Source organism: Streptomyces sp. NPDC015345, assembly GCF_043078805.1.
Taxonomy (GTDB): domain Bacteria; phylum Actinomycetota; class Actinomycetes; order Streptomycetales; family Streptomycetaceae; genus Streptomyces.
The window spans coordinates 177,364-199,497 of sequence record NZ_JBIBTX010000010.1; the positions used below are offsets into that span (position 1 = coordinate 177,364).

Annotated in this window: 21 protein-coding genes and 1 pseudogene; 10 read left to right on the top strand and 12 right to left on the bottom strand. The window is 73.6% G+C overall.

Annotated features, from left to right (window positions below):
* Positions 1-1,590: an ABC transporter substrate-binding protein gene (locus ACF062_RS33735; RefSeq protein ID WP_392143390.1), complete on the top strand. Its 1,590-nt coding sequence runs from the start codon at positions 1-3 to the stop codon at positions 1,588-1,590.
* Between the two features lie 56 nt (positions 1,591-1,646).
* Positions 1,647-2,294 (top strand): formylglycine-generating enzyme family protein, encoded by a 648-nt coding sequence (locus ACF062_RS33740; protein ID WP_392143518.1) that lies wholly within the window; start codon positions 1,647-1,649, stop codon positions 2,292-2,294.
* Here the strand turns inward: ACF062_RS33740 and ACF062_RS33745 are convergent.
* A complete protein-coding gene (locus ACF062_RS33745; protein ID WP_392143391.1) occupies positions 2,286-3,185 on the bottom strand; it encodes a GNAT family N-acetyltransferase in 900 nt (299 codons plus the stop codon). The two genes, ACF062_RS33740 and ACF062_RS33745, sit on opposite strands and share 9 nt — an antisense overlap.
* Before the next feature lie 75 nt (positions 3,186-3,260).
* Positions 3,261-4,985, bottom strand: coding sequence for a dihydroxyacetone kinase family protein (locus ACF062_RS33750; protein ID WP_392143392.1), 1,725 nt, complete (start codon positions 4,983-4,985; stop codon positions 3,261-3,263).
* 254 nt (positions 4,986-5,239) lie between these two features.
* Between ACF062_RS33750 and ACF062_RS33755 the strand changes: the two genes are divergently transcribed.
* Positions 5,240-6,037 carry a helix-turn-helix domain-containing protein gene (locus ACF062_RS33755; RefSeq protein WP_392143393.1) on the top strand — a complete coding sequence of 266 codons (798 nt, stop codon included), beginning with the start codon at positions 5,240-5,242 and terminating at the stop codon, positions 6,035-6,037.
* Positions 6,038-6,064: 27 nt separating this feature from the next.
* On the opposite strand, the gene ACF062_RS33760 is transcribed toward ACF062_RS33755, so the two are convergent.
* From ACF062_RS33760 to ACF062_RS33770, 3 genes are all read right to left on the bottom strand, one after another.
* Positions 6,065-7,504 carry a diacylglycerol/lipid kinase family protein gene (locus ACF062_RS33760; protein ID WP_392143394.1) on the bottom strand — a complete coding sequence of 480 codons (1,440 nt, stop codon included), beginning with the start codon at positions 7,502-7,504 and terminating at the stop codon, positions 6,065-6,067.
* Positions 7,501-8,514 (bottom strand): alpha/beta fold hydrolase, encoded by a 1,014-nt coding sequence (locus ACF062_RS33765; RefSeq protein ID WP_392143519.1) that lies wholly within the window; start codon positions 8,512-8,514, stop codon positions 7,501-7,503. The genes ACF062_RS33760 and ACF062_RS33765 overlap by 4 nt, the downstream gene beginning before the upstream one ends.
* A 171-nt stretch (positions 8,515-8,685) precedes the next feature.
* Positions 8,686-9,066, bottom strand: a complete 381-nt coding sequence (locus tag ACF062_RS33770) for a DUF488 domain-containing protein (RefSeq protein ID WP_392143395.1) — start codon at positions 9,064-9,066, stop codon at positions 8,686-8,688.
* A 96-nt stretch (positions 9,067-9,162) separates the two neighbouring features.
* Here ACF062_RS33770 and ACF062_RS33775 point away from each other — a divergent pair, with 96 nt between their 5' ends.
* The 4 genes from ACF062_RS33775 (at position 9,163) to ACF062_RS33790 (ending at position 12,414) form a co-directional block, all read left to right on the top strand.
* Entirely contained in the window at positions 9,163-10,704 is a 1,542-nt protein-coding gene (locus tag ACF062_RS33775; protein ID WP_392143396.1) for a bifunctional phosphatase PAP2/diacylglycerol kinase family protein, read from the top strand.
* 58 nt (positions 10,705-10,762) lie between these two features.
* Positions 10,763-11,446, top strand: a complete 684-nt coding sequence (locus ACF062_RS33780; protein WP_392143397.1) for a PadR family transcriptional regulator — start codon at positions 10,763-10,765, stop codon at positions 11,444-11,446.
* Positions 11,447-11,529: 83 nt separating this feature from the next.
* Entirely contained in the window at positions 11,530-11,655 is a 126-nt protein-coding gene (locus ACF062_RS33785; protein ID WP_263303334.1) for a hypothetical protein, read from the top strand.
* Between the two features lie 75 nt (positions 11,656-11,730).
* Complete coding sequence (locus tag ACF062_RS33790; protein ID WP_392143398.1) at positions 11,731-12,414, top strand: glycerophosphodiester phosphodiesterase; 684 nt, start codon at positions 11,731-11,733, stop codon at positions 12,412-12,414.
* Between the two features lie 19 nt (positions 12,415-12,433).
* Here ACF062_RS33790 and ACF062_RS33795 read toward each other — a convergent pair whose 3' ends face one another.
* Positions 12,434-12,988 carry a GNAT family N-acetyltransferase gene (locus ACF062_RS33795; RefSeq protein ID WP_392143399.1) on the bottom strand — a complete coding sequence of 185 codons (555 nt, stop codon included), beginning with the start codon at positions 12,986-12,988 and terminating at the stop codon, positions 12,434-12,436.
* Positions 12,989-13,100: 112 nt separating this feature from the next.
* Here ACF062_RS33795 and ACF062_RS33800 point away from each other — a divergent pair, with 112 nt between their 5' ends.
* Positions 13,101-13,493 carry a VOC family protein gene (locus tag ACF062_RS33800; RefSeq protein ID WP_392143400.1) on the top strand — a complete coding sequence of 131 codons (393 nt, stop codon included), beginning with the start codon at positions 13,101-13,103 and terminating at the stop codon, positions 13,491-13,493.
* A gap of 204 nt (positions 13,494-13,697) precedes the next feature.
* Positions 13,698-15,050 (top strand): NAD(P)/FAD-dependent oxidoreductase, encoded by a 1,353-nt coding sequence (locus ACF062_RS33805; RefSeq protein ID WP_392143401.1) that lies wholly within the window; start codon positions 13,698-13,700, stop codon positions 15,048-15,050.
* 21 nt (positions 15,051-15,071) lie between these two features.
* Here ACF062_RS33805 and ACF062_RS33810 read toward each other — a convergent pair.
* The 6 genes and pseudogenes from ACF062_RS33810 to ACF062_RS33835 form a co-directional block, all read right to left on the bottom strand.
* Positions 15,072-15,212, bottom strand: a pseudogene (locus ACF062_RS33810) (ankyrin repeat domain-containing protein); the annotation flags it as partial.
* Complete coding sequence (locus tag ACF062_RS33815; RefSeq protein ID WP_392143402.1) at positions 15,213-16,721, bottom strand: sodium:solute symporter; 1,509 nt, start codon at positions 16,719-16,721, stop codon at positions 15,213-15,215.
* Positions 16,718-17,071 carry a DUF3311 domain-containing protein gene (locus ACF062_RS33820; protein ID WP_392143403.1) on the bottom strand — a complete coding sequence of 118 codons (354 nt, stop codon included), beginning with the start codon at positions 17,069-17,071 and terminating at the stop codon, positions 16,718-16,720. Before ACF062_RS33820 ends, ACF062_RS33815 begins: the two co-directional genes overlap by 4 nt.
* 85 nt (positions 17,072-17,156) lie before the next feature.
* Positions 17,157-18,056 carry an SDR family NAD(P)-dependent oxidoreductase gene (locus tag ACF062_RS33825; RefSeq protein ID WP_392143404.1) on the bottom strand — a complete coding sequence of 300 codons (900 nt, stop codon included), beginning with the start codon at positions 18,054-18,056 and terminating at the stop codon, positions 17,157-17,159.
* A gap of 273 nt (positions 18,057-18,329) precedes the next feature.
* Positions 18,330-19,793, bottom strand: coding sequence for an aldehyde dehydrogenase family protein (locus ACF062_RS33830; RefSeq protein WP_392143405.1), 1,464 nt, complete (start codon positions 19,791-19,793; stop codon positions 18,330-18,332).
* Entirely contained in the window at positions 19,790-21,004 is a 1,215-nt protein-coding gene (locus ACF062_RS33835) for a M20 family metallopeptidase (RefSeq protein WP_392143406.1), read from the bottom strand. The genes ACF062_RS33830 and ACF062_RS33835 overlap by 4 nt, the downstream gene beginning before the upstream one ends.
* Before the next feature lie 190 nt (positions 21,005-21,194).
* Between ACF062_RS33835 and ACF062_RS33840 the strand changes: the two genes are divergently transcribed.
* The gene (locus ACF062_RS33840; protein ID WP_392143407.1) at positions 21,195-21,971 is read left to right on the top strand and encodes a FadR/GntR family transcriptional regulator; all 777 of its coding nucleotides are present in this window, start codon (positions 21,195-21,197) and stop codon (positions 21,969-21,971) included.
* Positions 21,972-22,134: the final 163 nt, after the last annotated feature.

The window sequence follows — 22,134 nt, forward strand, 5'->3', positions numbered from 1 at the left end:
ATGTTCCGTCGCCACCCCCGCGAGTGGGGACCGATCGAGTGGGCCGCGGCCTCGACCGTGGCGCTGGTGGCCGCGGTGGTCGCCGCGCTTCTCACCCTCGGCGCCCGGGGGCCCGGCAGGTGCGGTGACGATCTGCGGGAGATCGGCGGGGACTGCGTCGGGGTGACCGAGCACGCCTTCGACGCCGATCCGCGCCTGGCGGGCCTCATCGAGGCGGTGGCGGAGGAGAACGCGAAGGTGCGGCGGGACGCCGAGTCCCCGGCCGAGAACAGCGCCAGGATTCCCTATGTGCGGATCGCGCTGATGATGCCGTACACCTCGGACGAGTCCAGCGCCATGACCATCGACATGATCCGCCGCGGCCTGGCCGGCGCGCTGAGCGCGCAGCAGGAGGCCAACAGCGGCAGCGGCCCCCACTACCAGCTGCTCCTTGCCCCGGACGGCCGCAATCTCGACCATTGGCGTCCCGTCGTCACCCGGCTCGCGGAGCTGGCCGAGGACGAGCGCACTCCCCTGGTCGGCGTGACCGGGATCCCCAGCAGCACCCCCGACACGCGGCGGGCGATCACCGCGCTGAGCGAGCACGGCATCCCCACCGTCGGGCCCGTCATCACCGCGGCCGACATGAACGCCGCCCACTTCTTCAAGACGTCACCCAACAACGACCAGTTCGCGCGCGCCCTGAAGCAGTACCTCGACGAACGGCCGGAGCGGGGCAGGGGGTTCCTGGTCTGGGACAACCGCAGCGAGGACGTGTACTCGCGCAACCTGCGCCGGGTCTTCGAGAAGCACTTCGACAAGACGTACGACTTCAAGGGGCACAACTCCAACTTCACCGGCTCCTCGGGCCGGGACAAGGGCATCCCCCGGCGGTTCACCGACGCCGTGCAGAAGATCTGCACCGCCCGGTCCGACACCGTCTTCTTCGCCGGGCGCGACCAGGACCTGCCGGCCTTCGTCAAACGCCTCGCGCAGGAGGGCGACTGCGGACGCGGCTCGCGGCTGCGCCTGCTCAAGGTGGGCATCGGGCTCGAACCGACCCTCACCACACCCGAGACCACCCGCTGGCTGAAGGAGGCGCGGGCCACGATCATCGACGCGTCGTCCGTCGACCCGGCCTGGTGGGAGGGGAGGAACGATCCGCCCCGCGCGCTCGGCCGCTTCCTCGACCGCTTCAACAAGCTCAAGGCCCGGCACGAGTTGGGGAACAAGCCGTTGAACGACGGGTACGCGGTGATGTACCACGACGCGTTCACGCTGCTCGCCGACGCCGTCGACCGCACGTACAGCGAGGTCAACGAAGGCGGGGACAAGCCTCAGGGGAAGGACGGCCCCCTGATCCCGTCGAAGAACGACGTCTACAACACCCTCATCATGCCGAGCATCTCCGCGAACGGATGCAGCAACTGCCTGCGCGGCGCCGGAGGTTCGTACGGGTTCGAGGGTCCGGGGGCGAACGATCAGTGGGCGGTCTGCAAGCCGGTACCGGTCGTCGAGTACCCGGCCACGGGAAGCGGTCGGCCGGCACGGGAACCTCTGCCGCTCTACCGGACGTTCAGGGGCGGGGACGACAACACCTGCCCCGACTGACCACCCCGTACGACACCGCAGAGGCCCGCCCCGTGAACGCGCACGAAGAGCACGAGATGATCGCCGTCCCGCCGGGCGAGGTGACGCTCTCGGACCGTCGCACGCGGCGCACGTGGACGGTCGGCCTCGCGCCATACCGGCTCGCGGCGCATCCGGTCACCCAGGAGCTGTACGAGCGCATCACCGGTCTGCGGCCGAGCACCGCGCGCGGGGACCGGCTGCCCGTCGAGGGCGTCTCCTGGTGGGACGCGGTCCGGTTCTGCAACGCCCTGTCCGAGCGCGCGGGTCTCACGCCCGCCTACCGCGTCGGCGCCGACGGCGAGAGCGTGGCGTGGGACGCCTCGGCCGACGGCTACCGGCTGCCGACGGAGGCGGAGTGGGAGCACGCCTGCCGCGCGGGCACGAGCGGGCCGCACTACGGCCCGCTCGACGACATCGCCTGGTACCGCGCGAATTCCGGGGAGCGCGTCCACGACGTGGGCGGCAGACAGGCCAACCCCTGGGGCCTGTACGACATGCTCGGCAACGTCTGGGACTGGTGCTGGGACGTGTACGACGCCGAGGTCTACGGCGGCTACCGCGTGCTGCGCGGCGGCGGCTGGTTCGACGAGCACTGGAGCTGCCGGGCCTCGGCGCGGCGCCGCAGCCACCCGAGCTACCGCGTGGACGACGTGGGGTTCCGCCTCGCGCGTTCCTCACGGTGAGGGGCGGGCGTCGATCCGCTTCTCGAACCAGTGGTGGGCGTACGGCTCGTCGTTGAACGCGGGGACCTCGCGGAAGCCGTGCGAGCGGTACAGGCCGAGCGCCGGGGCGAGCACCTTGTTGGTGTCCAGGCGCAGCGTGTCGCGGCCGTGCCGGGCCGCCCGCTCCTCCAGCTCGGTCAGGAAGCGGCGGGCGAGGCCGAGGCCACGGGCGTGCGGCGCCACCCACATGCGTTTGATCTCGGCGGGCGCGCCGGGCGGCAGCTTCAGCCCGGCGCAGCCGACGGGCTCGCCCTGCGTGCGTGCGACGAGGAACAGGCCGTGCGGAGGCCGCAGTTCACCCGCGTCGGGCAGCAGGCTGCGGGCGGGGTCGAAGCCGGTGTCGAAGAGCTGCTGGAGTTCGGTGAAGTAGGAGTGCAGGCAGTGCCGGGCGTCGGGGTGGCCGGGGTCGACGGCGTCCAGTGTGACGGTCGAGGCGGTCAGCAGCCGGTCGACCTCGGCCATGGCGGTGACCAGCCGCTCCCGCTGGGCGGCGTTGAGCGGCCGCAGCAGGGAGCCGGCGAGTTCGTCGCTGCGGGCGTCGAGCAGGGCGCGCTCGGCGCGGCCCGCCGCGGTGAGCCGGACGGTGCGCACCCGGCGGTCCGCGGAGAGCGGCGCCACGGTGACCAGGCCGTCGGCCTCCAGGGAGCGCAGCAGGCGGCTGAGGTAGCCGGAGTCGAGACCGAGACGCTCGCGCAGCCCGCGCACGTCCTGCTCCCGCTCTCCGATCTCCCACAGCAGCCGGGCCTCGCCGATGGGCCGCTCACCGCCCAGGTAGCGGTCGTGGAGCACGCCCACGCGTTCGGTGACGGTGCGGTTGAAGCGCCGCACTTGGGTGATCTGCGCCTGGTCCATTCTCTGACCTTAGTCAGATGATGGACCCGGGCGCACGTGTTCTCAGCTGAAACGTGGTTCTCGTCAGGGCACGGTTCAGGGCACGGTGATGTAGCCGGGAGCGGGCAGCCGCGGCGCCGTGGCGGGCTCGTGGACGTCCGCCAGGGCCATGAAGAGGAGAGCCACCGCGAGGGCGCCGGGGTCCGGGACGCCGAGGGCGTGGTCGCCCACGTAGCTGGCGCGGCCGCGCCGGGGCCGCAGCTCCGCGGTCGCCAGGGCCCCGCGGATGGCCGCCTGGGCCGCTTCGGTCAGGGGCGCCTCGGGGGCATCCTCGCGGGCGGAGTCGGCGAGCGACCGGGCGGCGGGCGCGAGGGCGTCGACCAGCGTGCAGTCCCCGGGGTTCGCGCCGCCCACGCGGTGGATGGCGGCGAAGCCCGCCTCGGCGGCCTCGGCCAGGGCGGCGGCCGTCGGCGCCCCGCCGCCCTTCGGTGCCGCGGACGCCAGGTGCTGGAAGAGGAGGCCGAACAGCGGGCCGCTGGTGCCGCCGACGTCGTCGAGGAAGGCGTGGGCGAGGGCCGTCGTGCCGTCCACGCCTCGCTCGTCGGCCAGCTTCACCGCGCGCCGCACACCGCCCGCGAGGTTGTCGCCGAAGTCGCCGTCGCCGACGAGCTGGTCCAGCTTGGTCAGGTTGTCGCGCACCTGGGAGACCGTCAGCGCGTAGCGGTCGAGGAGGGCGCGGTCGCCGTTCGCGTGCGGGGTGGCCGCGGGTGCGGTGTCCGCCGGGGAGACGGCCGCCTCCGGCTCGGCCGACCGCTCCGGCGTGAGCGTGGGGCGCGGCAGGACGAGCGGGGTCCGGGTCGGGGCGGTCCACAGCTCGGCCCACCCTTCTTCGAGCCGGGTCACGGTGAGGGAGAACCCGGCCATGTCGAGGGCCGCGGTGAAGGTGCCGGGGACGGTGAACACCGGCCGCAGACCGCGCGCGGTGAGCTCATCCCTGAGCAGGACGCCGATGGCGTGCAGCTCCAGCTCCGTGGTGGCGCCGAGGCCGTTGACGAGGGCGAGCACGTCGCCGGGCCCCTCGGGCAGGGCGTCGAGCAGGTCGTCGGTCATCCGCCGGACGAGGTCGCCGACGGCGGGGCGGGCGATGGTGCGGGTGCCGCGCTCGCCGTGGATGCCGACGCCGTAGTCCAGGGTCCCCGCCTCCAGGGTGAAGGCCGGGCCGACGGTGGTGGGTGAGGTCTGGGCGCGGGCGGCGACCGCGATGCTGCGGGACGCGGCGACGACCCGCCGCCCCAGCTCGGCGAGTTCCTCCAGCGTGGCTCCCCGGTCGGCGGCGGCGCCCAGCAGCTTCTCGACGACCACGGTGGCGGCCGTGCCCCGGCGGCCGGTGGCGCTGTCCGCACTGTCGGTGGCCAGGTCGTCGTCGACCAGGACCGTGGCGACCGGGATGCCGTCGTGCCGCAGCCGTTCCGCCGCGATCTGGAAGTTGATCACGTCGCCGGTGTAGTTCTTGATGATGAGCAGGACACCGCCGCTCTTCGCGGCGGCCGCGCTCGCCTCGTAGATCTGCCGGTTGTGCGGGGAGGCGAAGATCTCGCCCGGGCAGACGGCGTCCAGCCCCCCGCGCCCCAGGAGCCCGGTGTGCAGCGGCTCGTGCCCGGAGCCGCCGCCCGAGACCAGCGCGACCGTGCGGTCCGGGTGCGGGTCGCGCGCCCGCAGGTAGAGGGGGGCGCTGTTCACCTCGATCATCCCCGAGTGGGCGAGGGCCAGACCGCGGGCGGCGGTCAGCACGGGGTGGGACTCCGGCAGGAAGTAGCTCATCGGTGAGTTTCTCCGTACGTGTGCGGGGCCTGCGGCGGGTGTGCGGTGTCGCAGGGGTGCGGCCCGTGGTCGCGGCGCTCACCATGGACCTCTGTCCCGTCCGAAGAACGGCACGCAGGCGTACCGGTACTCCACGGTTCCGGTTCACGGGATCCCATGCGACGCTGTCAACCTGTCACCGGCCGGGGCGGGCGCGAGCGCGGGCCACGCGGTGCCGCCCACCCGTCGGACCCATCTTTGCGAGGTCTTTACCCTTGCCGGACGCACGACGCGAAGACCTCGGCCGGATGCTGCGCGCCTGGCGGATGGCGCGCGATCCGCGCCTGCTGCCGGGTCCCGTCCCGTTCCGCGGCCACCGCAGCTACCTCACGCAGCTCGACATGGCCCTGCTGCTCGGCGTCTCCGAGCGCTGGTACCGGGCGCTGGAGAGGGGTGAGGACCGCGGGTACGCGCCGGAGATGATCGCCGGGGTGGCCCGGATCCTCGGCCTGTCCCCCGCGCAGACGGACGCCCTGTACCGGGGTACCGGCCACCGCCGGCCTCCCGCTGCCACGCACGACGTGCGGCCCGACGAGGCGATGCTCGATCTGCTGCACCACCAGCGCCGGGTGAGCTGGATCTGCGACCAGGCCTGGGACGTGCTCGCGGTCAACGCCGTGGCCGCGCGCCACTGCCCCTGGCTGGCCCACCCGGGTGCGAACGTCATGACCTGGGCGTTCTCGCCCGAGGCCCGCTATCAGCTGCGCGAGTGGGACACCCGGTGGGCGGGACCGCTGCTCGCCCGGCTGCGGCTGGCCTGGCAGCGCCGGCCGGACGACGACCGCCTGGACGAGGTGGTGCGCGCCGTCCGGCGCGAGCCGGGCATCGCCGCGCTGTGGGACGCCACCGCCGACGTCCCGGAACCCGGCGACGCGCGGGCCCGCCCGATGTACTTCCCGCTGGTCGCGCCCGACCCCGTCGACGTGCGGGTGAGGACCTATGGCCGTTACGACGACACCGCGCTGCGCTGGTACGTCCTCACGCCCGTGGACCCGGACGTCACCTTTCCTTGACGGACTCCGGCTTGAGGGGCGCCGGGGTCAGCCGCCGGTCGGGCGGTACACCGTGAGCGCCTCGGGGAGCTTGTCGATCAGCAGTGCGGCCGGGGCGTCCGCCACCTCACCGTCGTACGCCATCTGCGTCCCCTCGGGCAGGGCGGAGATGACCAGCCGCTGGGGGCGGGCCGCGGCGTAGACACGGGTCCTGGTCAGCTGGCCCGCAAGCGCCGCGGCGAGCAGCCTGCTGCGCGCGAAGTACCCGCCGTGGGCGATGCGGACGTCAAGCAGCCCGTCGGCCAGGTCGTGCCGGCGCACCGGGGCGATGCCGACGCTGCGATAGGCGCCGTTGCCCGCGAAGAGCAGCCATATGGAGCGGAGGCGGCCGTTGACCACCGCCCGCAGCGGGCGGCCCGTGCGCAGGATCTGGAGGACGCCGAGCAGGGTGGCGGGCGGACCGCCGATCTTCGGGGACCAGTGCTCCCTGCTGCGGACGAGGTCGGGGTAGCTGCCGAGGCTGAAGGTGTTGAGGAAGTAGGACGGTTCGGTGTGGGTCCTGCCCGCCGGGCCGATCCCGGCCAGCGGCTTGATGCGGCCGACGTCGGCGCGCACCGCGCTGCCCTCGGCCACGGCGGCGCAGGCGTCCGCGACCGTGTCGACGCCGAGGTCGGCGGCGAAGTGGTTGAACGTACCGCCGGGCAGCACCATCAGCGGCACCTTGAACCGCAGGGCAGGCGCCACGGCGGCGTTGACCGTGCCGTCGCCCCCGCACACCCCGAGGACACCACCGCGCCGGGCGGCGTCCCGCGCCGCTTCCTCAAGGACCTTGGGCAGGGCGCCCGCCTCCTCCTCGTACAGCACCACCTCGGCGCGCGGCAGGGCGGCCTTGAGCTGCCGTACGGGGTCCGCGAGCTGGGGCTGCGCGCCGGAGGAGGGGTTGACCACCACGACCAGGCCCTCGCCCTCCGGCAGGGCGGGCGCGTCGACGCGCGGGCGTGCGGGCGGCGGCAGTTGGGCACGTGTGGGCACCATCCCGCGCACCGCGTAGGCGGCGCCCACGCCGAGGGCCGCGCCGACCAGGACATCCCTCGGGGCGCGCCCGCCGCCGCGGACGCGGGAGTACGCCAGCGAGGCCGCGACAGGGGCGAGCGCCGTGCCCCAGCCCGCCGACTCCAGCGCGGCGCCCGTCGCGAAGGCGGCGGCGGAGGCGGCGTGCGCGGACGGGTAGGGGCCGGTGAGGGGCTTGCGGGGCAGGCGGCGGAGCAACGGCGCCGCCTCCTGGGCCGGGCGTGACTGGCCCACGGCGTGCCGGCCGAGGGCGTTGACGGTGGCTGAGGCCAGCGCCAGGGAGGTGACACCGCGCACCGCCGCGCGCCGTCCCCGCGCCCCGCCGAACCCCCACATCCCGGCGGCGATCCCGCAGAACAGCAGTCGGTGGTCGGCGCCGCGCAGCCGCCGGGCTCCGTGCCTCAAAAGATCCTTCATGCCCTCCCGTATACCCCGGTTGCCGCCGGCGAGGCCACAACGGCGAGCCAGGTGGTGAGGAGGTCGTTGACCTCGGCGGGGCGTTCCTGCTGGACCCAGTGGCCGCAGCCGTCGAGGAGGTGGGAGGCGTTCAGGCCGGGCAGGGTCTCGGGGAAGGCCGCGATCGCGTCGGCGAGCCAGGTGGTGGAGGCGTCCAGGGCGCCGCCGATGAACAGCGTGGGCCCGGTCAGGGGCGCGCCGTTGAAGCGGGCGAGGTCCGCCCAGTCCCGGTCCATGTTGCGGTAGCGGTTGAGGGCGCCGGTCAGCCCGGTCCTTTCGAACTCCCCCGCGTAGACGTCGAGAGCCGCCTCGTCCAGCCAGCCGGGCAGGCGGCCGACGGGGAAGCGGTCGCGCAGCGTGCCACCGCCGCTGACGAAGTGCGGGTCGGGCGCGCCCGGCCCCGGCATGGTGTCCGCGGAGAGGGCGGCGTAGAAGCCCGCGAGCCAGCCGCGGACGTCGGGCTCGATCTCGGCCTCGGCGCGACCGGGCCGTTGGAAGTAGGAGACGTAGAACTCCTCGCCGCCCTCTTCCCCGTCCTCGCCGCCCAGCGCCGCGAAGACCTCGCTGGGACGCGGGCCGCCCGGCGGCGTGTAGGGGACGGCGAGCAGGCCGGCCGCCGTGAAGACGTCGGGCCGCATGAGGGCCGAGTGCGCGGCGATGGTCGCGCCCCAGTCGTGGCCGACGATCACCGCGGTCTCCTCGCCGAGGGCCCGCACCACGGCCACGTTGTCCTCGACGAGTTCGAGCATGCGGTACGCGGCCACGTCGTCCGGCCTGCTGGAGCGACCGTATCCGCGCACATCGACGGCGACCGCCCGGTACCCGGCGGCGGCCAAGGCCGGCAGCTGGTGGCGCCAGGAGTACCAGGACTCGGGGAAGCCGTGCACCAGCAGGACGAGCGGCCCCGAGCCCTGCTCCACCAGGTGGATCCGGCCGGCGGGTGCGGGGACAAGTCGGTGCGTGCGGTCCATGGCGGATGACGAGGGCTGGGACAGGGACACGGGTCCTCCTGGGGCGTCTGCTGCCGCGTGGCTTCGGTCACGAGCATGCGACGCCCCCGGAGACGTACGCGATCTTTGTTGCCGCTCCGGCAAACCGGCGGGGCTGCGGCACGTGGGGACGTGGGGGGGGCACGGCGCGGGCTACCCCGTCCGTGACGTCAGGATCTCGGCCAGGACCGTCACATGGCTGTGCAACAGGTCCTTGGCCGCCGTGAGCAGGGTCAGGCGGCCGGCGCGGGCGTGGTCGCGCAGCCGGTCGAGTGCCGCCCGGCTGTCGGCGGCCGCGAGCTCCTGCCGGTAGCGCTCGGCGAACTCCTCGAAGCGCGCGGGGTCGTGGCCGTACCAGCGGCGCAGTTCGTCCGATGGCGCCACTTCCTTGTCCCACGCGTCGAGCTCGGCACGGTCCTTGGCCAGGCCCCTGGGCCAGAGCCGGTCGACGAGGACGCGGGCGCCGTCGTCCGGCTCCGCGTCGTCGTACACGCGCTTGAGCTGTACGTCGAGGGCACGGCGGTTCGTCGTCATGCCGGCATTGTCCGCCGGGCGGCCCGGGCCCGCGCGCGTGACCCGTTCGGGCGAGCAGCACGGGCCGCGGCCACCGCGTGCTGGTGCAGTGAGGCCATGACGGGACGCATCGGCGGGATCGACCGGCGGCTGTTCGCACGGGTGGCGGCGGCGCGGCTGCCCGGCGCGGAACAGGTGCTGCCGCCGCTGAGCCTGGCCGCGAACCACGGGCGGCTGTGGTTCGGCGCGGCGGGGCTGCTCGCGGCCGTCGGCGGCCCCGCGGCCCGGCGTGCGGCGTACCGCGGCGTGGGCGCCCTGGCGCTGGCGTCGCTGGCCACCAACGCGGTCGCGAAGTACGCCGTGCGGCGCGGCCGCCCCGTGCACGACGCGGTGCCGCTGGTGCGGCGCCTGGCGAAGGCGCCGTGGACGTCGTCGTTCCCGTCCGGGCACTCGGCGTCGGCGGCGGCGTTCGCCACGGGGGTGGCCCTGGAGGCGCCCGGCTACGGCGCCGTCGTGGCGCCCGTCGCCGCGGCCGTGGCCTTCTCCCGGGTGTACGTGGGCGTGCACTACCCCGGTGACGTGCTCGCGGGCATCGCGCTCGGCGCGGCCGCCGCCGCGGTCACCTGCTACTGGTGGCCGCCGCGTCCGGCGCCCGCGCGATTCGGGCGGACCCGGGTGGCGGCGCCGGCGCTGCCGGACGGCGAGGGGCTGGTCGTGGTGGTCAACTCCGGTTCCGGCAAGGGTGTTCCGGGCCGGCCGCCCGCCCGGCAGTACGTGGAGCTGCTGCTGCCGAAGGCCGAGATCCTGGACGGCGGGCCGGGCGAGGATCTCGGCAAGCTGCTGGACAAGGCGGTCGCGCGGGCCGCGGAGTCGGGCGGGGCGCTCGGGGTCTGCGGCGGCGACGGCACGGTCAACGCCGCCGCCCGCAGGGCCGTGGCGGCCGGGCTCCCGCTGGCGGTGTTCCCCGGCGGGACACTCAACCACTTCGCGCTGGACGCGGGCACGGCCACCTTCGAGGACACCGCGCACGCCGTGCGGCGCGGCGAGGCCGTGCGCGTGGACCTGGCGCGGGTCCGCGACGGCGAGGGCGCGGACGTCACGGGCTTCGTGAACACCTTCAGCATCGGGCTCTATCCGGAACTGGTGCGCAGGCGCGAGAAGTTGGAGGGCCGGATCGGCAAGTGGCCGGCCGCCGCGGTGTCGTTGGTGGCCGTCCTGCGGGAAGCGACCCCGCTGCGGGTCCGCCTCGACGGCCACGACCGCGTCCTGTGGCTGCTCTTCGCGGGCAACGGCCGCTACCTGCCGGACGGCCTCGCTCCCACACACCGGCCCCTGCTGGACGAGGGGCTGCTCGACGTCCGTACGGTCGACGCGGAGGCGCCGCTGGCCCGTACCCGGCTCGCCGTCTCGGCGCTGGCCGGCGCGCTGCGGCGCTCGCGGGTGTACCGGGCCGAGCGTGTGGAGCGGCTGCGGGTCGGCGGGCTGGACGACGCGGCCGGCCTGGCGTACGACGGCGAACACGCGTCCGCGCCGGACACCCTGCTCCTCGACAAGCTCCAGGGCGCGCTGACGGTCTACAGCCCGGCCGCGCCCGAGGACGAGATCACCCAGCTCGCCCGGACGGCGTCACTGGCGGCGGCGAGGCGCCGCCCCGCGTGACGGTGCGCCCGCGCACACCCCTTGCGTCCGTAGCGCGCCGTTCACTTCAATGCGGCCTATGGCAGGCCGCGGAACGACCCAGCAGCGGGACGAAGAACCCTCCGGCGGCGGGCTGCCGCCGACCGCGTGGGCCGTGCTCGGCCTGCTCTCCTTCCCCGGGGAGCGCACCGGCTACGAACTGAAGAAGTGGGCCGACGCCTCCCTGCGCTTCTTCTACTGGTCGCCCGCCATCAGCCAGATCTACGCCGAGCTGCGCCGCCTCGAAGCGCTCGGTTACGCCACGTCGCGGCGCTCGGGGCCCGAGGAGCCGCGCGCGAAGCGGTCGTACGCGATCACCGAGGAGGGCCGCGCCGCGCTGGCGTCCTGGGCGGGGAGCGGGCAGGACGCCGGCCCGCCCGTCCTGAAGCATCCCCTGCTGCTGCGGGTCTGGCTCGGCCACCTGACGGCGCCCGGACATCTGCGCGAGTTGGTGGCTGAGCACATCGCGCGCACACGGGGCGAGCTGAAGGAGGTCCGGGACGCGCTCGCGCGGGCGGGCGAGGCGCGTGAGGCCTGGTCGCATCCAGAGGTCGCGCTGCGCTGGAGCGAGCGGCGCCTGGAGTCGGAGGTGGAGCTGGCCGAGGCGATGCTCGACGACCTGGAGCGGCTGGGGCGGACGGGGCCGCAGCCGCCAGGTCAACGCGTGGCGGACTCACCCACCTCAAGTCCGCCCGGTCAACCCTTGGCGGACTCGCCCACCTGAGGGTGACGCGGCTCGCGGCGGCGGCCCCTTCGCCGGTAGGACGGGCGGGGTCAGCCGTCCCCTCCGCAGGGAGCAGCGCGCCCATGAGTACCCGTGCCGTCCTTGTCGCCGCCCTCGTCACCGGGCTCGTCCTCGGCATCGTGGGAACCAGAGCGGAAGGTTCCGTTCACCCCCGTCCGGCCGGTTCCTCCGTCGAGGCGGGCCGTTAGGCTGCGACATTGCCGCGTGGTTCTCCGTCCTCGCCGCGCGGCCGCCGAGCCGCCGTCGACGGAAGCGAGTAGGCCTTGAACTTCCTCACCATCGGTCATCGCGGGGTCATGGGCGTCGAGCCCGAGAACACCCTCCGTTCCTTCATCGCCGCGCAAGCCGCCGGCCTCGATCTCATCGAGCTAGATCTGCATCTGAGCAAGGACGGCGCCCTCGTCGTCATGCACGACGCCGACGTGGCCCGTACGACCGACGGCAAGGGGCCCATCGCCGAGAAGACCCTCGCCGAGCTACGGGAGCTGGACGCGGGCCGCGGCGAGCGCGTCCCCGTCTTCGAAGAGGTCCTGGACGCCGTGCGCGCACCGCTCCAGGCCGAGATCAAGGACGTGGCGGCCGCGCGCGCCCTCGCCGAGGTGATGCACCGCCGGGATCTGGTCTCGCGGGTGGAGGTGATCTCCTTCCACGACGAGGCGGTCGCGGAGATCGCCCGCCTGGTGCCGGGCGTGCGCACCGCGCTCGTCGCCAGCCGCTACGGCACCGACGTCGTGGAGCGCGCGACGGCGGTCGGCGCCACCACGCTCGTCCTCAACATCCGGCGCCTCACGCTGGAGATCGTCGAGCACGCCAGGAAGGCCGGCCTGCGGATCATCGGCTGGGTCGTGAACACACAGGACGATCTGCGGCTGGTGCGCGCGCTCCAGCTGGACGGGGCGACGACGGACTACCCGGAGATCAAGCGGACGGGCCGCTTCACGGCCTGACGGCCGGCCGCCGTGACGTTCACGGCCGCAGCTCCTTGACGAGGAGTTCGAACTCCAGGTCCGCGCGCTGCGGGATGCCGAAGCGCTCGTCGCCGTACGGGAAGGGCGTCATCTTTCCCGTACGGCGGTAGCCGCGCCGCTCGTACCAGGCGATGAGGTCCTCGCGTACGGAGATCACGGTCATGTGCATCTCGCGGGCGCCCCACTCCTCACGGGCGACGCGCTCCGCCTCGGCGATGATCACCTTGCCGAGGCCTGCTCCCTGCTCGGCGGGGCTCACCGCGAACATCCCGAAGTAGGCGTGCTCCCCGCGGTGTTCGAGCTGGCAGCAGGCGACGAGCGCGCCGTCCCGCTCCACGGCCAGCAGCCGGCTCGCCGGTGACTCGATGACCTCGACGACCCCCCGCGGGTCGGTGCGCCGCCCTTCCAGGATGTCGGCCTCGGTGGTCCATCCGGCGCGGCTCGCGTCCCCGCGGTAGGCCGACTCGATGAGCGCGACGAGCGCGTCGACGTCGGCGGGGCCCGCGTCGCGGAAGGTGACGTCACCGGTGAGGGGGCGCGGGGCGGTGTCCATCGAGAGGTTTCTCCGATCTGGGGCGGATCTGGGCGCGGCTTGCGGCTCCGCCGAGCCTAACGCGGCGCCACGGGTCGGCCGCATGGCGCGGGTGACGCTAGGGTGCGGCCGCATGGTTCATGTACTGAGCAGCAGGACCCTCCTCCACCCCACCGATCCGGAGCGTTCCCGCGCGTTCTACGGCGAGGCGCTGGGCCTCGCCGTCTACCGCGAGTTCGGCACCGGCCCCGAGCGCGGCACCGTCTACTTCCTCGGCGGCGGCTTCCTCGAACTCTCCGGCCGCTCCGACACCCCGCCCTCGCCCGAGCTCCATCTGTGGCTCCAGGTGCCGGACGTCCACGCGGCGTGCGACGAGCTCACCGAGCGCGGCGTCGAGGTGGTCCGGCCACCGGTCAAGGAGCCGTGGGGTCTGATCGAGATGTGGATCGCGGACCCGGACGGCCTGCGGATCGTCCTCGTGGAGGTCCCGGAGGACCACCCCATCCGCTACCGGCCGGGGATCTGACCCCGGGCTCGGAGCCACCCAAGCGCATGTGAAGCACGTCACACGATAAATCCATTCGGGATGCAGGGGTACAAGGCCACGGGTACGGTCCGCAGAAGATCCAGAAGGATCCCCTGTCGGCCCCGGCGGCGGCCCCGGCAGTCCATAACGGTGACCGTGACACAGCACTGAAGACGATCTCCCAGAGTCTTGGAGTGACATCACATGGCAGCTCCCCGGATCCTCATCGTCGGCGGCGGTTTCGCCGGCATGGAGTGCGCTCACAAGCTGGAGAAGAAACTCGCGCCCCACGAGGCGGAGCTGCGGCTGATCAGTCCGACGGACCACCAGCTCTACCTGCCGCTCCTGCCGCACGTCGCCGCCGGCGTGCTCACCCCGCAGGCGGTCGCGGTGCCCCTGCGCCGGATGCTGCGCCGCACGGCGATCGTGCCGGGCGGCGCCATCGGGATCGACCCGGAGGCGAAGGCCGTGATCGTGCGGAAGATCAACGGCGAGGAGGTCGTGGAGCGCTACGACTACCTCGTCCTGACGCCCGGCAGTGTCACCCGGCAGTTCGACATCCCCGGCGTCGACAAGTACGCGGTGGGCGTCAAGACGCTCGCCGAGGCCGCCTGGATCCGCGACCACGTGATCTCCCAGCTGGACCTGGCCGCGGCCAGCTCGCACCGCGAGGAGCGCGAGCAGCGCCTCCAGTTCGTCGTGGTCGGCGGCGGGTACGCGGGTGTGGAGACGGCCGCCTATCTGCAACGCCTGACGTGCGCCGCCGTCAAGCGCTACCCGGGCCTGGACGTGTCGCAGATCAAGTGGCACCTCGTGGACATCGCGCCGAAGCTGATGCCGGAGCTGGGTGAACGGCTCGGCGAGAAGGCGATGGCGATCATGCAGCGCCGGGGTGTGAACGTCTCCCTCGGGGTGTCCGTGGCCAAGGCCACCGAGGACACCGTCACGCTCACCGACGACCGGGTCCTGCCCTGCCGGACGCTGATCTGGACCGCGGGGGTCGCCCCCAGCCCGCTCATCGCGACGCTCGGCGCCGAGACCAACAAGGGCCGCCTGGTGGTCAGGCCGGACCTGACGGTGCCGGGTCTGGACGGTGTCTTCGCGCTCGGCGATGCGGCGGCCGTGCCGGACGTCGTCAAGGGCGGCGACGCCATCTGCCCGCCGACCGCGCAGCACGCCATGCGCCAGGGCTGGGCGGCGGCGAAGAACGTCCTCTCGGCCCTGCGCGGCCTGCCGCTCTCCGACTACCGGCACAAGGACATGGGCCTGGTCGTGGACCTCGGCGGCATCCAGGCCGTGTCGAAGCCGCTGGGCGTGCAGCTGACGGGCCTGCCCGCACAGACGGTGGCGCGCGGCTACCACCTTGGCGCACTGCGCACCCTGACCGCCCGCTTCCGCACGGCCGCCAACTGGGGCCTGAACGCCGTCGCGGGCAACGACTACGTCCGCACCGGCTTCCAGGCCCAGCGTCCCGCCACCCTCAAGGACTTCGAGATGACGGACGCGTACCTGTCCCGAGAGGAAATCGGCAAGCGGGTCGCGTCAGCGGGGCTCTGACCGCCCGCCAAGTCCGCTCTCTCAGCCCTGCTGCGGGCCGCTGGACCGGGTCGCCCCCGCGGCGATGAGGACATCGGCCGTCTCGGGATGGGAGAAGTCGGTCGCCCACCTCAGGGGGGACCAGCCTGTGCCGTGATCTTCCCGAAGGTTCGGGTCGGCGCCCTACATGTCGCTCGCGGTGGTCACGCTTTCGGTGCGCGCGGGGGCCGGGCCGGGGGCGAGCCAGGTGACCGCCGTCGTCACTGCGAGATTGGCGGTGAGTGCGATGATGCCGCCGTTGATCCCGTGGTACGGGTCGTTGTCCGTGCTCCACAGCCCGAGCACCACCGCGAGGCCGACGAGCATCCCCGTGACGGCGGCGCGTGCCGTCAACCGGCGCCAGAACAGGGCGAGGAGCACGACGGGCACCAGTTGCGCCAGCCCTTCGTACGACAGGACGGACAGCTCCACCAGGGTGTTGGGGTGGAAGAGGCTGCCCGCGAGCGCCACGAGCCCGGCGAGGACGCACACCGCCTGGGAGAGCCGTTTGGTCCGGATGTCGCGCGCCTCGGCGGGGGCGCCGGAGGCACGGCGAGCGCCGCGTGGGTCGGCGCCGTTCCCGCCGCCGAGGATCGTGCGTCCCCAGAGCGTGCCGATGGACAGCATGAAGACGCTCATCGGCACGATGGCCGACAGGGCGCCCGCGACGCCGATGACGGCGACGACGGGTGCGGGCAGCGAGTCCGTGACGAGGCTGAACAGCGCCAGGTCCGGGTTGCCGAGGGGCGGCATCACGAAGAGCGCGGTGGCGCCGACGACCATCGGTACGAACAGCAGCAGCTGATACCAGGGCAGCAGCAGGGCGTTGCGGCGCAGGGCGTTGGGGTTCTTGGCGCTGAGGTAGCCGGCGACGGTCGTGGGGAAGATGGTGATGGTTACGGCGTTGAGGACGACCGTGCTGAGGAACCACACCGAGTCGCGCCCGCCGGACGCGTGCCCGGGGAAGGTCAGCCACTCGGGTTTCTCGGTCACCATGCGCTGCATGAAGTCGCCGAGGCCGCCGAGGTAGTGCATGGGGATGTACACGGCGAGGAAGACGACGGCGAGGATCACCAGGACATCCTTGAAGGCACTCACCCAGGCCGAACCCCGCAGCCCGGACACGAGGATGAACACCTCCGCGACGACGAAGGAGATGACGGCGGCCACCTTCAGGTCGACGCCGCCGTACGTCATGGCGTTCACGACGACGCCCATGCCCTGGATCTGCACCTGGATGTAAGGAACGATGAAGACGGTCGCGACGACCGCCACGAGGATTCCCACCGGCCGTGACCTGAAGCGGAATTCCGCGATGTCGGCGATCGAGATGAGGCCGTGCCGGGAGGCGTACGTCCACAGGGCGGGGCCCACGACGTAGGCGACGGCGAAGCCGACGGTCAGATACGCGACGAGGTAGAGGATCGGCGCGCCGAAGGAGTACGACCAGCCGGCCGTGCCGAGGAACGAGAAGCTGGTGTACGTCTCGCCCGCCATCAGCAGCCAGATGAACAGCACGCCGAGGCCGCGGCTGGACACGGACCACTCGGCGAGCCCCTTGGACCGGCCGCGCGCGCTGAGCACACCGATGGCGATGGTGGCGACCATGGCGAGTGCGAAGACGGTGGTCGCGATCGCTGCGGATCCGTTCATCGGCCGCCTCCCGTGGGCCGGTCGGGGTCATCGTCGTCCGCGGGGATCGGCTCGACGGCGTTCAGCCGGTACGCCGGGTCCAGGCGGGCCACGAGCCAGATGACGAGAGGGCTGACGATCGTCGCGGCGATGACCCAGGCGAGGAGGAAGGGGACGCCGAGGACGCGTGGCTCGATGCGGTTGGCGACGAGCGGCGCGACGCCGTAGAGCACGACGGGCACGAGCAGCAGCCACAGGGAGGGCCGGGCGACGCCTCGCAGGGTCGGCAGGCCGTCCAGCGGGTCCGGTGCGTTTACTGGGTCCTGTGGGACCGGTGGGGGCGCTTCGGGGGGCTCCGGGCGGGACGGCATGGTGCTCCTTGGCGGTCGTGCGGGGAGGGACTGGGCTGGTGCGGGGGCGTGCGGAAGTGGTCACACGGTCGTGGAGGGGGGTGTGTCAGACCGTGGGGTCGTACCTCCCGTCGACCGCGGTCCAGCCGCCGTCGACGGTCAGGACGCTGCCGGTGACGTAGGTGGCCGCGTCCGACAGGAGGTAGACGACGGCCCCGGCGATCTCCTCGGGTCGCGCCCAGCGCTTGAGCGCGGAAGCCTCGGCGTACGCCTGGAACCACTCCGGGTCGGCGGCGATCTGATCGGTCAGCGGCGTACGGACGACGCCGGGCGCGATGGCGTTGAAGCGCACCCCCCGTGGGCCCCACTCGGCGGCGGCGGTGCGCAGGAGCTGGATGAGCCCGGCCTTCGAGGCGGCGTAGGCGCCCTGCCCCGGCTCGACCTGGAAGGCCCGCATGGAGGCGAACCCGACGACACTGCCGCGCCCGCGCTCGGCCATGCCGGGGGCGACGGCCTGGATGAGCGTGAGGTAGGCCCGCAGATTGAGCCCGATGACCCGGTCGAACTCCTGGAGGCTGTAATCGGCGATGCGCTTGCGGACGTTGACCCCCACGGTGACGACCAGCCCGTCCAGTGCCCCCCACGCGGCGACGGCGTCCCACACGGCTTCGGGGTCCAGCACGTCGAGAGGGTGGGGGGTGGCGGTGCCGGGGGTGGTCGCGGGGGTGGCGGTGCCGGGGGCGGTGGTGTCGGGGGTGGCTTCGGGAGTGGTGTTGCCCGGGGCGGCTGCGGGGCCGGCACACCGGGTCTGGGGCTCGGGCCCTGCCGTGGCCAGCCGGGCCGTCTCGGTGGCGCCCGCCTCGTCGCGGTCCGCCACGATGACGTCCGCGCCCTGGGCGGTCAGGGCGCGCACCACCTCGCGGCCGATGCCGCCCGCGCCACCGACGACCGCGATGCGGCGCCCGTCCAGCCGGAACAGATTCGCGTACTCCATAGCCCTCGTCATCTCTCTGCCTCTCTCCCTCGCGGGCTGTCGTCATTCGGGCGCCGGCCCTCCGTGGGGTGCCGCCTCTCCCTGGGGTGCTGCCCCTCCAGAGGGTGCCGTCAGCCGAGCGTGCCGTCCCTCCAGGTAGGCGCCACCGGGAAGGCAGACCACCGGGGAAGGCGGGCCACCCGGCAGCACGGGCCACCAGGGAACGTCGGCCACCCGGGAACACCAGCCACCCGGCAGCACGCACCACCCAGGAACGCGGACCCCCGCCAAGACGAGCCACCTTGCTCAAGGGCGGACGACCGCCATCCGCGTCACCGTCAGTTCCTCGATCGCGAAGCGTGGGCCCTCGCGGCCGATGCCCGAGTTCTTGACGCCGCCGTAGGGGGCGATGTCGCTGCGGTAGCCCGGGACCTCGTTGATCACGACGCCGCCCGCCTCCAGTTCCTCCACCGCGCGGAAGGCGGCGCCCAGGTCACGGGTGAAGACCGCCGCGTGCAGTCCATAGCGGCCGGCGTTGACGACGTCGTACGCCGTGTCCAGGTCCGGCACCGAGCGCAGGCAGACCACCGGGCCGAAGATCTCCTCCTCCCACGCGGGCTGACCGTCCGGCACGTCCGCGAGCAGCGTCGGGGTCAGGACGCGGCCCTCGCGGACGCCCCCGGCGACCACCCGGGCGCCCGCGTCACGCGCCCGGCCGAGCCAGGCGGCGACCCGCTCGGTGGCCGCCTCGTCGATGAGCGCGGAGACCCGCGTCGCCGGATCGCGGGGATCGCCGACGACCACCGTCCGCAGCCGTTCCTTGATCTTCTCCTCCAGGGCGTCGGCGACCGCCGCGACGGCGACGACTCGCTGGACGGAGATGCAGGCCTGCCCGGACGCGTAGTACCCGCCGCGCACCACCGCGTCCGCTGCGGCGTCGAGATCGGCGTCGGCGGCCACGACGAGCGCGGCGTTGGAGCCCAGCTCCAGGACGACCTTGCGGGGCGCGGCGTCGCGCGCGATGCGGTGGCCGACGGCCGCCGAACCGGTGAAGGAGACCGCGGCGACCTCGGGGTGCGTGGTGAGGGCGCGGCCCACCTCCGCGTCCCCGGTGACCAGTTGGACCGCCCCGACCGGCGCGCCCGCCGCGGCGAGACGCTCCCGGACGAGGTGGACGAGGCGCAGGGTGGCCAGCGGCGTCGCCGGCGCGGGCTTGATGATCACCGGGCAGGCCGCGGCGAGCGCCGGCGCGATCTTGTGGGAGGCCAGCAGTACGGGGTAGTTGAAGCCCGCGATGCCGACGACGACGCCGACGGGCCGCCGGGTCCAGAACCCGAAGAGCCCCTCGCCGGACGGCTGGATGTCCAGCGGCACGGTCTCGCCGTGCAGATGGGCCACCTCATCGGCGGCGGCCTGCCAGGTGGCGACGGTCCGCAGCATCTCGATGTCGCAGTCCACGCGCGGCTTGCCGGTCTCCAGGACCAGCAGATCCACGAGTTCGGGCAGCGCGTCCGTGAGTGCCGCCGCCACATCGCCGAGCACCTGGCGCCGCGTGTGGGCGGGCAGGGCGCCGACCGGCTTGCGCAGACCGGCCGCGTGCTCGACGGCCTGCCGGGCGAGCGTCTCGTCGCCGACGGGCGCCCGGGCGATCTCGCTGCCGTCGTACGGGAAGACGACGGCACGGTGGCCGGGCGCCGGGACCCACATGTCGCCGACCGGCAGCCCGTCAGGGGGGCGGGGGGCGTACGCAGGGGGCGGGTACGTCGTCACCGGGCGCCCCCGGTCAGGAAGGCGCGTGCCGCCGCCGCGTACACGTGTGCGTACTCGCCGATCTCGCGCACCTCGACGTACTCGTCCTTCTGGTGCGCGATCCATTTGCCGCCGGGGCCGTAGACGACCGTGGGCAGGCCCGCGTCACGGGTGAGGATCGTGCCGTCCGTGGTGCCGGGGACGGCTCCGAAGGGCGGCGCCTCGCCGTGGACGAGCCGGTGCCCTTCCACCAGGGCGCTCACCACCGGGTGGTCCTCGGGGATCTCGACGGCCGGCCGGTCGTCGACCACGGTCAGCGCGACGTCGACGCCGGCCTCGGCGGCCGCCGCGCGCGCCGACTCCCCTACGCGGGCGATGAGTTCGGCGTGGTCCGTGCCGGGGACGGTGCGCACGTCGACGCCGACGACGCCGTGCGCGGGGATGACGTTGAGCTGGTCGGGATCGCCGCCGAGCAGCACGGTCGGGGTGACGGTCACACGGCCCGCGTGCGGGTGTGTGCCGTAGCGCTCCTCGGCCCAGGTCTGGACGTCGGAGAGCGCCTGCACGACGCGGGCTCCCGCCACGATCGGGCTCCTGGCCTCCTGGGGCATCGCGCCGTGCGCCATCACGCCGTGCAGATCGAGCCGTAGCCGGATGCCGCCGCGGGCGGAGGTGCACACCTCGTACCCCTCGGGTTCGCACACGATGACGGCGTCGACGCTCCGGGCGAGCGCGGAGGCGGCGAACGCCTTGGCGCCGAGCATCAGCCCTTCCTCGTCGCACAGCACGCCCACGACGATCCGGCCGGGGAAGGGCCCGGCGAGCTGGAGGGCGCGTACGGCGTAGATCATCGCGGCGACGCCGGACTTCATGTCGGCGGCGCCGCGCCCCCAGAGCCTGCCGTCGCGGATCACCGCCCCGTACGGATCCACGCTCCAGTCGGCCGGATCACCCTCGGTGACCACATCGATGTGCCCCTCGAACATCAGGGTCGGCCCGTCGCCGCCCCCGCCCTCGACGACGGCCACGGTGTTGGGCCGCCCCGGGGCGACCTCCACGACGTCGTACGTCCATCCGAACGCGGCGAAGAGGCGTTGCACGAGGAGCGCGGCGGGCCGCTCGACCTCGGCGGCTCCGGCGGCGTTGACGGTGCGCAGCCGCACCAGGTCCTGGGTGAGGGCGACGGCCGCGTCGGTGTCGACGGCGGGGACGGTCGGGGGTGCGGTGGCCATGGAGAACCTCCAAGTCGTCCGGCTGACCGCGGACCGCGTGGTCGACCGTCGGCGCCCGGGAGGGGAAGGCACACGTCGAGCGGTCAGCTGGTCAGACCAGTTGAATTCCCGTACTCTGCCCCCACGTTCAGCCCGGGGTCAACCATCAGATCTTGGTCGGCTCGCACCGACCAGCCACCGTGGAGGGGCCATGGCCGCCGACGAGGATCTCTTCCGGCCCGTACCGCCCGTGCGCGCCTACCAGCGCGTGGCGGAGCAGATCGAGGAGCGCATCCTCAGCGGTGAACTCCCGCCGGGCGCGCGGCTTCCCGGGGAGCGTGAGCTCGTCCAGCGGTTCGGCGTCGGCCGCTCCACGGTCCGCGAGGCACTGCGCGTGCTCCAGTCGACGGGGCTGATCCGCTCCCGCCCCGGTGATCCGCTGGGCGCCGAGGTGCTCGGCGTCTCGCCCGACAACCTCAGCCAGGCGCTCGGCCGCCTCACCCGCTCCGGCGTCGCCTCGCTCGGCGAACTGGTGCAGTTCCGCATGGTGTTGGACGCCGAGAGCAATCGCCTCGCCGCGCGCCTGCACACCGATGAGGACCTCGTACGGATGCGGGAGCAGATCGCCCGCATGGAGGCGCTCGGCGCGGCACCCTCGGGGCTGCGCGCGTTCAGCGAGGCCGACGCGCTCTTCCACCGGGCGATAGCGGAGGCGAGCCGCAACGCCCTGCTCGGCCTCTGTGCCCGCGCCGTGCACGAGGCGGTCGTCGAGGTCATCGAGAAGAAGATCGCGGCGGTGGCGGACCCGGCGGCCTGGACGAGCCGTTCGATCGCCCACCACCGCGACGTCCTCGCCGCGATCGAGGCGGGCGACAGCGCACGCGCGGCCAGGCTGGGCCGCACGGCGCTGCACGAGTACTACGCGGACCAGGTGGAGCCGGAGACGAGGGAACTGCTGGCGGCCGCGGTGGCGGTGGCGGACGACTGAGGTCCGCGGTCCCGCGCGCGCGGCGCCAAGCGGCGCGACCCGATGCCCACATCATGGCTCAGCCGAACCACCGGAACCACCCGAACGCCCGAATGACCCGAACGCCCGAGCCACCCCAACGCCCGAACCACCCGAACGCCTGAACCGCCCGGCACGTCCCGGC

Excerpts from the sequence above, each read along its gene's own strand:
- ACF062_RS33835 (WP_392143406.1), bottom strand. The coding sequence starts at position 21,004 with ATGGCCACCGCACCCCCGACCGTCCCCGCCGTCGACACCGACGCGGCC.
- ACF062_RS33840 (WP_392143407.1), top strand. The coding sequence starts at position 21,195 with ATGGCCGCCGACGAGGATCTCTTCCGGCCCGTACCGCCCGTGCGCGCC.
- ACF062_RS33800 (WP_392143400.1), top strand. The coding sequence starts at position 13,101 with ATGGTTCATGTACTGAGCAGCAGGACCCTCCTCCACCCCACCGATCCG.
- ACF062_RS33735 (WP_392143390.1), top strand. The coding sequence starts at position 1 with ATGTTCCGTCGCCACCCCCGCGAGTGGGGACCGATCGAGTGGGCCGCG.
- ACF062_RS33785 (WP_263303334.1), top strand. The coding sequence starts at position 11,530 with ATGAGTACCCGTGCCGTCCTTGTCGCCGCCCTCGTCACCGGGCTCGTC.
- ACF062_RS33745 (WP_392143391.1), bottom strand. The coding sequence starts at position 3,185 with ATGGACCAGGCGCAGATCACCCAAGTGCGGCGCTTCAACCGCACCGTC.
- ACF062_RS33775 (WP_392143396.1), top strand. The coding sequence starts at position 9,163 with ATGACGGGACGCATCGGCGGGATCGACCGGCGGCTGTTCGCACGGGTG.
- ACF062_RS33750 (WP_392143392.1), bottom strand. The coding sequence starts at position 4,985 with ATGAGCTACTTCCTGCCGGAGTCCCACCCCGTGCTGACCGCCGCCCGC.
- ACF062_RS33805 (WP_392143401.1), top strand. The coding sequence starts at position 13,698 with ATGGCAGCTCCCCGGATCCTCATCGTCGGCGGCGGTTTCGCCGGCATG.
- ACF062_RS33760 (WP_392143394.1), bottom strand. The coding sequence starts at position 7,504 with ATGAAGGATCTTTTGAGGCACGGAGCCCGGCGGCTGCGCGGCGCCGAC.
- ACF062_RS33820 (WP_392143403.1), bottom strand. The coding sequence starts at position 17,071 with ATGCCGTCCCGCCCGGAGCCCCCCGAAGCGCCCCCACCGGTCCCACAG.
- ACF062_RS33740 (WP_392143518.1), top strand. The coding sequence starts at position 1,647 with ATGATCGCCGTCCCGCCGGGCGAGGTGACGCTCTCGGACCGTCGCACG.
- ACF062_RS33825 (WP_392143404.1), bottom strand. The coding sequence starts at position 18,056 with ATGACGAGGGCTATGGAGTACGCGAATCTGTTCCGGCTGGACGGGCGC.
- ACF062_RS33795 (WP_392143399.1), bottom strand. The coding sequence starts at position 12,988 with ATGGACACCGCCCCGCGCCCCCTCACCGGTGACGTCACCTTCCGCGAC.
- ACF062_RS33765 (WP_392143519.1), bottom strand. The coding sequence starts at position 8,514 with ATGGACCGCACGCACCGACTTGTCCCCGCACCCGCCGGCCGGATCCAC.
- ACF062_RS33780 (WP_392143397.1), top strand. The coding sequence starts at position 10,763 with ATGGCAGGCCGCGGAACGACCCAGCAGCGGGACGAAGAACCCTCCGGC.
- ACF062_RS33815 (WP_392143402.1), bottom strand. The coding sequence starts at position 16,721 with ATGAACGGATCCGCAGCGATCGCGACCACCGTCTTCGCACTCGCCATG.
- ACF062_RS33770 (WP_392143395.1), bottom strand. The coding sequence starts at position 9,066 with ATGACGACGAACCGCCGTGCCCTCGACGTACAGCTCAAGCGCGTGTAC.